Here is a 12,001-nt window from a genome sequence, read left to right on the forward strand (position 1 = left end):
CCTTTTAAAACCTTTTTGATGAACTGCTTCAAAATTTGAAGCGGTATATGTTGTAATGCTGTTATCTCGCGTTACAGATGTTTCTGTTGAAACATTTATACCGAATCAGCTTCAACAGAAGCTTCTTTTGCTCCCCCTTTAGCTACACCAACTATCGCTGGACGTAAAACACGCTCACCGATAATGTAACCTGCCTGAACAACTTGTTGAACAGTGTTATCTGGAACATCGGCATTAGGAATTTCAAACATCGCTTGATGAAAATGAGGATCAAATTTTTGTCCCTCTGGATGAATTTTTTGCACCCCATGACGTTCTAATGCTGCCATCATGGCACGTTCAGTCATTTCAACGCCTTCTGCCAATGATTTCAAACCAGCATCACTCTCCTTTGCCCCTTCTGGAATAGCTTCTAAAGCACGATTGAGATTGTCAGAAACCGATAACATATCCCGTGCAAAATTAGCAATGGAATAAGCCTTTGCATCCGCCACATCTCGCATAGTACGGCGTCGAAGATTTTCCATATCTGCAACAAGACGTAAAAGCTGATCTTTCAGTTCTTTATTTTCATCCTGCAAAGACGCTAAAAGATCACTCACTTCATTGCTTTCTTTTTCAACGTCTTCATGTTCCTCTGTTTTATGTGTTTTTAAAAATTCATCGGCTGCCTGTTTAAGTGTATTACGATCAGCTGGATTTTTTAAATCACAATTTTCAAATGAAGCGTCAGTAAATTTGTTTTTTTCATCAGACATAAAAATTTTATTCCTTCATAAGATTCGTTATTCTCGATATCGAAATTCTACAGACAAAAATCAAGGGGTATCGATGTATATAATACAATGAGCTTTTATAGTACAAATACTTACCTGCATCATTTTAACGCAATAACTGTGACACAAGTTGAGCTGTATAATCAACCATGGGCACAATCCTTGCATAATTAAGCCGTGTAGGACCAATAACGCCTAAAGCACCAATGACTCTTTGTTGTGAATCACGATAAGGTGCTACAACTAAAGAAGAACCAGAAAGTGAAAATAACTTATTTTCTGAACCAATAAAAATTCGAACCCCAGAACCTTCATCCGTTAAATCGAGAAGCTGTGCCATACTCTCACGCGTTTCAAGATCATCAAACAAATGGCGTAACCGTTCTAAATCTTCTTCTGCTTTCACATCTTCAAGTAAATTGCTACGCCCGCGAACAATGAGGTGTATTTTATGATCAGCACCTTCTCCTCCCCAAAGAGCTAATCCCGTTTCAACAAGATGATGCGATAAATCATCAAGTGCTGCCTGTGTTTCTGCGCATAAGCGGGCAATTTCCCCTTTAGCTTCACTCAATGTACGCCCTTGGATATGGGCATTGAGAAAATTCGTTGCTTCCGTCAATTGTGCATGGGTAACCCCTTCTGGCAAATGAACAATACGATTTTCAACTTCACCTTGTTGAGTCACCAAAACGGCAAGAGCGTACTCCCTATCAAGGCGCACAAATTCAATATGTTTCAATGTTCCTTCTTGTTTTGTTGCTAAAACAAGCCCTGCCCCACGTGAAAGATCTGAAAGAACTCGGCTTGCTTGAACAAGAAAATGTTCAACCGATTGTGCATGACCAGCCTCTTTGACTTGCATTTCAATATTTTCTCGCTCTTCGTTTGGCAAATCACCCGCTTCCATAAATGCATCAACAAAAAAACGTAAACCTGATTGTGTCGGCATTCGACCCGCAGAAACATGTGGTGCATAAATCAAACCGAGATGTTCAAGATCACTCATCACATTGCGAATCGTCGCAGGCGATAATGTCTGTCGTAAAAGCCGCGAAAGATTGCGTGACCCTACAGGTTCACCATCATTAAGATAAGCTTCGACAATATGGCGAAAAATATCACGCGAACGTTCATCAAGATATTTTAGTTCATTATCAATAGTTTTGTGCTTCATCACAATTGTTTCACTACTTTTAAAATCCTCATCTCTTATATAAGTTTTGCCAAGGTTTGGTCAAATAGTCTAAAGTAGTATAAAAATATATTATCCTATTGAGTCGTAAAATGCTACCTTTCAGAGTGATGATTGATAAATTACGCAAGAGGTATTTTTTGTTAGAGTGTGTGAGAAATATTTAAGATAAGAGATGATCTGTAAAGTGGTCTGCTGTAGGGACTTGCCAAGAGAATCTAGATTATTTAAAAACCACTGTAAATAGAAAATTTTACCCTTTAGAGCAAGCAGGAAATTGAAAATTTACCATTAAAATGCTATTATAAACATGTCTTTCATATCTTTGCAAGGTTATCTTCATACAAGATAAAAAATTTTATTGGAATAAAACTATCATAAAACGTGTAAAATAACCATATCATGTAAAATTAAGCAGAATGTGTGTATATGAGTATTTAAGCTAGTTTTAGCACAAAAATAGTTCCCCTTTCATTTTTGGAGAAATCTATATGAGAAGCATAGCAGATAGAAAACTTGTCATTGCTACACATAACACCAGCAAATTACATGAAATCACTACTTTAATTACGCCTTTCGGTTTAATAATACAATCAGCAAAAGAACTGGACTTGCCAGAACCAAAAGAAACGGGAAAAACATTTGAAGAAAATGCTTATATTAAAGCTTTTTCAGCAGCAAAAAAGACAGGACTTCCTGCTCTTTCTGATGATTCAGGCTTAGAGGTAGATGCATTGGAAGGTGCGCCAGGCGTTTATACCGCTGATTGGGCAATTCAAGCCGATGGCACACGTAATTTTCTAAAAGCTATGAAAAAAATAGAAAATGAACTCCAAAAAGTCGGAGCGCGAGAAAAAAGCCAACGAAAATGCCGTTTTATATCCGTCATTTGCATTGCATGGCCTGATGCTCATGCAGATTACTTCCGCGGATGCGTTGAAGGAACATTCATTTGGCCTCCACGGGGAGACAAAGGCTTTGGTTTTGATCCTATTTTTTTACCAGATGGGTATGAAAATACCTTTGGAGAAATGTCAACAGAGCAAAAACACAACTGGAAACGTAATGATCCCCCTCTTTCACATCGTGCACGTGCTTTCAAACTTTTGGCAGAAAACCTTTTAGCATTTTCATGAATGAACCTTTTGGCATTTACATTCATTGGCCCTTTTGTGCAGCTAAATGTCCTTATTGTGACTTTAATTCGCATGTTCGCATCCATGGTGTTGATCAACCACGTTTTGTCACCGCCTTTAAGCGCGAAATAGAAACGCAACACCACAAAATAGGCCCACGCCATATTACAAGTATTTTTATTGGTGGAGGAACCCCTTCTCTTATGGAGCCGCAAACTGTCGATGCCCTATTGCAAGCACTTGCAAAAAAATGGGTAGTCGATGATAAAGTTGAAATTACATTAGAAGCTAATCCATCCAGTGTGGAGGCAGAGCGCTTTCGTGGATACCGTGCGGCAGGTGTTAACCGCTTATCTCTAGGGATACAAGCGCTCAGTGATAAAGCATTGCGCAAACTTGGTCGACTCCATAATGTGGAACAAGCTCTTTGTGCCATTGTTTTAGCACGGCAAATTTTTCCACGTTTATCCTTTGATCTCATTTATGCCCGCCCCGAACAAACCCTTGAACAATGGAAATCTGAACTCGTACAAGCAATTGATTTGGCAGCGGACCATCTTTCTCTTTATCAATTGACAATCGAAGAAGGAACTGCCTTTAAACGGCTTCATGATGCAGGAAGACTTATCCTTCCCCCATCAGAGCTAGCAGCAGATCTGTATCATCTTACCCAAGAAATAACAGCACTGCATGGACTTCCTGCCTATGAAATCTCAAATCATGCAATACCCGGTGCTGAATCAGCACACAATCTTCTTTACTGGCGTTATCACCAATATGCAGGATTTGGTCCAGGAGCACATGGACGTTTCATTGAGCACACACCGAATCATTCCTCTGCCTGTTCAAAAACATTGTCATCACACCTTGAAAACCGCAAACGTTATGTCACAATAAATGAAAAGCATCCAGAACAGTGGCTTAATTTGGTAGAAACAACAGGACATGGCTGTATTGAAACGGAATATTTAACCACTGAACAACAGGCAAATGAAATGCTCCTTATGGGATTACGTCTTTGCGAAGGCTTAGAACTTATACGCTATGAAACCTTAAGTCCTAAACGCATCCCAATGGAAAAACTGATCGATTTACAACACCAAGAATTGATAGAAATGGTGGATAACCAACGCTTAAAAGCGACAACCAAAGGACGTATTGTTCTTGATCACATCATCAGCCAACTCGCAAACTAAAGTTTTTATAACAACATACTTATTTTAATCATAATCATCATTTTTCATAAAAAAGGCCAGATTAGAATATCGTGAGATTCTCTCATTTCAAAACTATTTATAGTAAATTAGTTACCACCATTTCCTTACACCTTAAAAGTAGAGAAGCGTATGGATAAAAGCTATCACAATATTTTGAGCTAGAAAGTGTATGGTGGTCTAACTTTCTTTTTCATAAACGTAAAGATGGTTAGGAACTGTAGACTTTATACACTTCACGGAAAATTTTATACTACACTATTCATAAGCACCGTAGTGGCACGAATGTGACAAGTATTGAGAAAATTGCTACAAGTACGTGAATGCATAATACGATAATGTATTGTTCTTTATAAAATCGTGGCACCATTTAAAGAACTAAAGAAATAAGCATGAAACCATGTATCAATCTCTAATCATTTAAAAATGATATTACTCTAGATAATTTTGAAAACCGTAAAACCGAGTAAAAAAGCACGTTGATTTTCACCTTTATACCTTTATATTTTCCCTCAATCAGGTTGTGGTTGTATGTCTGTTTCAGAGATTACAAAAAATAGATACACAATACTTTTATTCTATTCTGGCATATAAAAGCTGTTGTCGCAAAAAATACCGAACCAATATTTATTTGAGATACGCGGCTGTATGATTGGTATTGATTTATAGATCACAGCAAAATCATGGGCTTTATTAAACAAATAATGCACTCAAATGGCAAATATACCAGATATGAATCGAGATTACTTTGTTAGAAAGCAAAACGATATTAATCCCATATGATCTTACTTGCGTACATGCTTATGAGTATCTGTACGCGTCCTTTAAGGTTATTTTATTAAAAAATTGAGAATAATACTAGGACACTCCTTGGCTAAAGAATTAAACGTACTACTACTAAAGAATTTCTGTGTATCTTTATCATAACCAATATTACAGCTGATTAAATAAGCTCACCTTCTATCTCGTAATGATTTTGCAATGGAAGTTTTTGGGGACAAAAAAGAAGGGGAAAATATATGAAATAAAACAAACTTAAAGCGCATTTCTATGGGCTTTACTCCAAGAGAGGCTAATTGAAACAAAAAGTACCTTTTATGAGAGTGCAGAAACCATATTAAGGCATGAGCTGTGAATGAGTGCATTTATGTTGTACGAATTTTTTACAATAGCAGCATGTTTTTGTGTGTCTCTATAGCTTCACCCTGTCATAACACAATTATGATATAATATTCACTGTTTTCCATATATGATTGCGTATTGACTTCCTTTCTACACTTTAAGAACGAATATTTTTAACCCAATATGGTCTGTAAACAGTTCTACTTCTTAAAGCAGGTCCCACTTGGCTTTCCAGTTATGTAATTTACTTAACTAAAGACTCTACAGGCAAGAATCACAACTTAAGAATATTCATCACTTATTCTAAACCCACTTAATATATTAAGTCTTACGTGTCTCATATTACCACACCTCAAATGGCAATATCTTATGGCACAATAAGATAAAGGTATTTTTGAACCAGCAATCATTTCTTCATGCAAAAAAATCGACAATAAAACGCTCATAAATAGTAGTGAGCGTTTCTACTGCATCAAGAGCTACACACTCATCTACCATATGCATCGTTCGCCCTGGTAAGCCAAATTCAACCACTGGGCAATAATCCTTAATAAATCGCGCATCTGAAGTACCACCAGAAGTGGAACATTCTGGTATATTCCCTGTTACACTTTTAATAGCATTGGATAAAGTTTGAATGAGTCTATCATTTTTGGTCAAAAAAACATCCCCTAAACTTGGAATCCATTCAAGCTGATAAAAGGGATATTGATCATCATTGTTTTTTGATTGCACCAAAGCAAGACGCTTTTTAATTTCCTCCATCAGTGTTTCTTTTGTCCAAAGATTATTGTAGCGTATATTAAAATGAACTGTGGTCTGCGCTGGGATAACATTGACCGCTAAATTACCGGTATCGATGCTTGTTAGCTCTAAATTACTGGGTTGAAAATCCTCTGTCCCTTTATCTAAAGCAGTTTGTGTCAATGCTTGAATAAGCTTACTTGCTAAAGGCAAGGGATTAGCAGCCCGCTCTGGAAAAGCAACATGACCTTGGCGACCTCTCACAGTAATGATACCAGAAAGCGATCCGCGGCGACCAATTTTGATGACATCCCCAACAGTTTTTACACTTGTTGGTTCCCCCACAAGAGCCGCAGTCCATTTTTCGCCTTTTTTTTCTGCCCATTTGAGAAGTTTGATGGTACCATTAACAGCAGGTCCCTCTTCATCACCGGTAATCAAAAAACTTACCATTCCTTTAATGGACCGTTTCTCAAGAACTCGCGCTAGCGCCGCAATAAAACAAGCGATTCCGCCCTTCATATCAACAGCACCCCGCCCATATAATTTCCCCTGATCTATGACAGCTTCAAAAGGTGAATAGGTCCATTCATCCAATGCACCTGGTGGTACGACATCTGTATGACCTGCAAACATAAGATGGGGTCCTTCATTTCCCATTTTTGCATAAAGATTTTCAACATTATCTGTATTTTTATCCGTAAAAATAGGGCGTTCAACATGAAATCCCATTTTTTTCAAAAATTGTTCCAAAGTTGATAAAGCTCCTGCTTCATAAGGTGTAACAGAAGGACAACGGATAAGTCTCTGTAATAGCTGAAGTGGATCTGTAAGAATAGGCATAAGTTCCCCTTCCCATTTTTTATAAATCATCGGAACTTAAGGTTATTACGCCGAATTACAAAAAAGATAAAGCAAAAACATTGAAGACACTCAGCAAACCAAGCTGGGGAGAACAATCGTGCTGAGAGCTTCAATGGCTTCCTCATTATGCATGAGCAAGTACACACTCAACAAAACACTCAATAAAAAGTTCCGTTAAATATTGCCTTCATTGGAAAGTTTTTTACGCCTTTAAATTATATGAATCAAAATTAATTGCTTGCAATCTATGAGCATTTTCCTTCAACCAAGCACGATACGTTTTACTATCAGGACATAGTTCTTCACAAAGAGCCCAAAATCTTGGACCATGATTCATTTCAACAAGATGAGAAACCTCATGAGCAACAACATATTCCACAACTTCTTTTGGTGCCATAACAAGGCGCCAAGAAAAAGAAAGACGCTTATCTATTGAACATGACCCCCAACGACTTCTCGTATCTTTATAACAAATTGATTTGACTTTACTCTCTACTTTATGGGCATAATGTACCACCAAAGGTGTTATAATACGTGCTGCTTGTTTTTTCAAAATGTCAGCAATGCGTCTTGGGAGGTATTCTAATTGACCATAAACGATAATTTGAGGTTCTTGTTCTGCATCTCCTGCAATAATTTCCGTCACCCCACGTCCTTCTCTATGCTTTATGGAATGGCAAACACCCAATAAAGGAATCGTCGCTCCCTCTTTGAGATAAGCATTTTCATGAGAGATTTTTACACGAGCAAGACGTTCCTCAATCCAAGACCGATGCTTTTCAATAAAACCTTGAATTGTACAGAGACTTATCGCTGGTGGTGTTGTTACACAAATCCTCTGTCCGCTCGCATCAATACGTAAGGTAAGACGGCGCGCGCATTTATTTTCCCGCACCTGTACAGGTACAGAGCGATCAGAAAAAATAAAATGCTGTTTAGAAATGCTCATACATTATATCTTCATCATCAATGAATTTGACCCTTCTCCCGCATTAATTAATCCGGTCAATCAATGACTTCAATACCGTTTCGAGGCAATCCAAATCTTGCGGACGAGAAAAGCGATGATCAGCATCACGAACAAGTGTCAATGTTACATCATGGAGAGGCAAATGATCCAGTAAAGCCAATGTATGCTGATAGGGTATCTCCACATCTTCCATCCCTTGTAGAATATGGATTGGACATCCAACATCTATACATCCCCTCATGACGCAGTTGTCTCTGCCATCTTCAATAAATACTTTTGTAAAGGGAACCGGCTCCGTATAACTAATCGCAGATCGTTCAATATGCTCTGTTTCTTCTAAAATTTTCCACCCCTTTCGACCCAACCCTGATTCTATCAATGTTTGTGTAAAATCAGGAGCTGGCGCAATCAAGACCATGCCAGCAAGCTTCTTATTTTTCTGTGCTAGCATCATAGCAAGCTTGAGCGCAATCCACCCGCCCATAGAGGTGCCAATCAAAATTTGTGGACCCTCACAATAAGTTTCAAAAACCGCTAAACTTTCTTTAACCCAGCGTGAAATCGTTCCTTGAAAAAAATCACCACCTGATTCTCCATGTCCAGAGTAATCAAAACGTAAACAAGACAAATCATTCTTCTGAGCAAAACTATCAACCAACATCGCCTTATCCCCTGACATATCGGATAGATAGCCATGAAGCCAAACCAACCCTGGAGATTGCCGTCCCTTGCGATAGCGTACTGCAAGTGCGGTGTTCTCAAACGAAAAAAACTGACAAGGAATATTTTGATCCATAATTCTTTATCCTCCATAAAACAATTTCTTTAAATTAAGAAAAAAACTTTTATAATCTAAATCATTCCAAAAAGTAATAAATCAAATAATGAAAAAGGCGCGAATTATAGTTGTTTTTAGGCGCATAATTGTATATTAAATTAACTGTAGTTGAATCAAAATTAAGGAGCATAAACCATTCGTAAACCATTTAAAATGACACCTACCCAAAAAGACGGACCACGTTCAAATCAGGATATCCGAGTACCTCATGTTCAGCTTATCAATGATGAGGGACAACATCAGGGAGTTGTTGCGATACAAGAGGCTCTTGCTATGGCTGCAGATGCGGGACTTGATTTGGTTGAAATTGTACCAAATGCGGAGCCACCTGTATGTAAAATCATCGATTTGGGCAAATTAAAATATCAAACCCAAAAAAAAGCTGCTGAAACACGTAAGAAGCAAAAAGTCATAGAAATCAAAGAGATTAAGATGCGCCCAAATGTTGATGTCCATGATTATGGAGTCAAACTCAAAGCTGTTCATCGCTTTATTGATCATGGTGATAAAGTAAAGATTACTTTGCGTTTTCGTGGTCGTGAGATGGCTCACCAAGATCTTGGATTAAAGCTTCTTCAGCGTGTGAAAGAAGATACAAGTGAAATTGCCAAAATCGAATTGGAGCCAAAGCTTGAAGGCCGGCAAATGATGATGGTGATAGCACCTAAATAGTTTTGCATTGGAATAATATTTGCGTGCAACTCATCAGCATGCAACTCGTTAAAATGAGCGTATGGTATTATTTAGAGGCACCACATAGAGTTTTTGTGGTGCTTTTAAGGTTTTATAAATGTGTATAAATCCTTTTAAAAGTTTAATAATGCTTTATCGATTTATAAGAAGAATTCGTTATTTTGCATATTAAATGAGAAAGTTCAAACATCGTAAGGTCTTCTTATTTCAAGCTCTCTTATCATGCAATGCAGCAAAATTGTTTGCTTACACATCACAAACGGAGATGATACATAAAAATTATTAGAAGAGCAGAAATGTTTTTTGTGAGCCATTTCAAGTGCCAAAGGCTATCACAATATGGAAATTGGTAAATACAATGGTGAAACTCGCCGTTACCTTTTATTAAAAATTAAAAATAATGATGAACAACAAATTTTCGTTATACCTTTCACAGAAACTTTGCGCTACATTTTTCACTCTCGCCGTCGTGAAATTGATATGATGAACCTTGAAAGAAAAGGCTATTTTTGTAAAAAAGGTTAAGGAGCTTTTTAATTAAGAATGTTTCAATCTTGCATAAAATAATGGAGAATATAGAAGCACTTCATGGCTAGAAAACAAATTTCTTCTTTTGATAAACATCTTATTATCCGCCTTTTGCGAGAAAATTTTCGTAAACATATGCGTTGGTATAGTGCGGCTATCTTCTCAATGATCATCATTTCTTGTACCACAGCAACCAGTGCATGGATTATGCGGGATGTTGTTAATCAGATTATTGGTGCACAAGATTTTCCTATGATTGTTTTGATTTCTAGCTTCATTGCTTTTATCTTTATTCTCAAAGGAGTCGCAACTTTTTCCCAAACTTACTTTCTAAACAAAGCAGGAAATAGTATCATTGCTGAACAACAGCGTAAAATTTTTGCACGACTTATGGAACAAGGAGTTTCTTTTTATCATAATAACACTTCATCTGATCTTCTTGTTCGTGTAACTCATAATGCGACAGCTGTACGTAATATAATTGATACTATTATCACAACTTTTGTACGTGATTTGCTTTCCGTTAGTGGTCTGTTGCTTGTCATGTTCATTCAAAACTTTGTGTTAATCTCCATTACTTTAATCGTAGGACCACTCGCTTTTTTAGGCGTTCGAATGGCTTTAAAACGCGTTCGCCGCCTGATGGAAAAAGAGCTCCTTTCACTTGGTGAAATTATCAAAATCGTACAGGAAACGGCTGTTGGTATTCGAATCATCAAGGCCTTTTCACTAGAAGAAGTCATGAAAAAACGGATGAACAAAGCCATTTGTGATGTTGAAAAACAAACAAACAATATTGCAATACTCGAAGCTATTACCAATCCGATTATGGAAACACTCACGGGTGTTGCCATTGCAGGTATTATTTGTTTTTCCGGTTATCTTGCAACCCAACGCGCAGGTGTTCAAGGTGAATTTATGTCCTTTATTGTTGCTTTACTTTTAGCTTATGAACCTGCAAAAAGACTAGCAAATGTACGTGTCAAAATTGAATCTGGCTTGGTTAATATCCGTACGATGTTTGAAATACTCGATTGTCCCCTTACAGTTATAGAACATAAAGAAGCTAAAGATCTGAGTAAAACGCAAGGAACTATTCGTTTCGAAAATGTTTCTTTTGCATACACTAATAACAAAATGATATTGAAAGACATAAACCTAGAAATAGAAGCCGGAAAAATGACAGCATTGGTAGGACCATCCGGTTCGGGAAAGTCAACCCTTATCAACCTTATTATGCGCCTCTATGACCCCACAAAAGGACGCATATTGATTAATGATCAAGACATTCGCTACACAACATTTCGCTCTCTAAGAAATCTGATGGCCTATGTAGGACAGGATACTTTTCTCTTTCAAGGAACTGTTAAATATAATATCGGGCTTGGAAAAGAAGGGGCTAGTGATGACGAAATTATCGAAGCAGCAAAAGCAGCAAATGCTCATGACTTTATTATGAGTTTGCCAAATGGTTATGATACACAGATAGGTGATAATGGCTGTAACCTTTCAGGGGGGCAAAAACAACGGCTCGCTATCGCTAGAGCAATGATTCACGATAGCGAAATTCTGATTCTTGATGAAGCAACGAGTGCGCTTGATTCACACACCGAAGCACAAATTAATGAAGCCATTCACCACCTTACCAAAGGACGCACAACAATCATTATTGCTCATCGCCTTTCAACGATTGCTCGTGCTCATAAAATTGTGGTCATACAAAATGGACAACTGATTGAACAAGGTACTCAGAAAGAATTGCTAGCAAAAGAACATGGGCTTTATAAAAAACTTCATAATATCCAGTTCAAAAACATACCTCCTAATTTCTAGATCCTTAAATAAGATTTGAAATAAAAATGGATAGAAGATAATGCTCCATTTATAAAAAAGGCTTGTTACCAAGCAAAAGTATTGCTTC

10 protein-coding genes are annotated in these 12,001 nt (G+C 37.5%); 5 read left to right on the forward strand and 5 right to left on the reverse strand.

Features of this window, described 5'->3' with window-relative positions; genetic code table 11:
• Positions 1-95 precede the first annotated feature (95 nt).
• Both grpE and hrcA read right to left on the reverse strand, forming a co-directional pair.
• Positions 96-758, reverse strand: coding sequence for a nucleotide exchange factor GrpE (grpE, locus tag ACFIKO_RS00485; RefSeq protein ID WP_375619234.1), 663 nt, complete (start codon positions 756-758; stop codon positions 96-98).
• 124 nt (positions 759-882) lie between these two features.
• Entirely contained in the window at positions 883-1,953 is a 1,071-nt protein-coding gene (hrcA, locus tag ACFIKO_RS00490) for a heat-inducible transcriptional repressor HrcA (protein WP_375619233.1), read from the reverse strand.
• A 509-nt stretch (positions 1,954-2,462) separates the two neighbouring features.
• Here hrcA and rdgB point away from each other — a divergent pair.
• Together rdgB and hemW are read left to right on the forward strand one after the other, a co-directional pair.
• A complete protein-coding gene (gene rdgB / locus ACFIKO_RS00495; RefSeq protein ID WP_375673043.1) occupies positions 2,463-3,107 on the forward strand; it encodes an RdgB/HAM1 family non-canonical purine NTP pyrophosphatase in 645 nt (214 codons plus the stop codon).
• Positions 3,104-4,303, forward strand: coding sequence for a radical SAM family heme chaperone HemW (gene hemW / locus ACFIKO_RS00500; protein WP_375673044.1), 1,200 nt, complete (start codon positions 3,104-3,106; stop codon positions 4,301-4,303). Before rdgB ends, hemW begins: the two co-directional genes overlap by 4 nt.
• Positions 4,304-5,857: 1,554 nt before the next feature.
• On the opposite strand, the gene dapE is transcribed toward hemW, so the two are convergent.
• The 3 genes from dapE to ACFIKO_RS00515 form a co-directional block, all read right to left on the reverse strand.
• Positions 5,858-7,030, reverse strand: a complete 1,173-nt coding sequence (dapE, locus tag ACFIKO_RS00505; RefSeq protein ID WP_375673045.1) for a succinyl-diaminopimelate desuccinylase — start codon at positions 7,028-7,030, stop codon at positions 5,858-5,860.
• 223 nt (positions 7,031-7,253) lie between these two features.
• Complete coding sequence (locus ACFIKO_RS00510) at positions 7,254-8,000, reverse strand: M48 family metallopeptidase (protein ID WP_375619229.1); 747 nt, start codon at positions 7,998-8,000, stop codon at positions 7,254-7,256.
• A gap of 43 nt (positions 8,001-8,043) precedes the next feature.
• Entirely contained in the window at positions 8,044-8,817 is a 774-nt protein-coding gene (locus ACFIKO_RS00515) for an alpha/beta hydrolase (protein ID WP_375619228.1), read from the reverse strand.
• Positions 8,818-9,012: 195 nt separating this feature from the next.
• On the opposite strand from ACFIKO_RS00515, the gene infC reads away from it, so the two are divergent.
• From infC to ACFIKO_RS00530, 3 genes are all read left to right on the forward strand, one after another.
• Complete coding sequence (infC, locus tag ACFIKO_RS00520) at positions 9,013-9,531, forward strand: translation initiation factor IF-3 (protein WP_026500140.1); 519 nt, start codon at positions 9,013-9,015, stop codon at positions 9,529-9,531.
• A gap of 360 nt (positions 9,532-9,891) precedes the next feature.
• Positions 9,892-10,077 carry a hypothetical protein gene (locus ACFIKO_RS00525; protein ID WP_375619227.1) on the forward strand — a complete coding sequence of 62 codons (186 nt, stop codon included), beginning with the start codon at positions 9,892-9,894 and terminating at the stop codon, positions 10,075-10,077.
• 63 nt (positions 10,078-10,140) lie between these two features.
• Entirely contained in the window at positions 10,141-11,913 is a 1,773-nt protein-coding gene (locus tag ACFIKO_RS00530) for an ABC transporter ATP-binding protein (RefSeq protein ID WP_375673046.1), read from the forward strand.
• The last annotated feature ends 88 nt before the right edge of the window (positions 11,914-12,001 follow it).

The sequence above is a fragment of the Bartonella sp. TS82HLJMH genome, from assembly GCF_042193495.1.
Lineage (GTDB): Bacteria > Pseudomonadota > Alphaproteobacteria > Rhizobiales > Rhizobiaceae > Bartonella > Bartonella grahamii.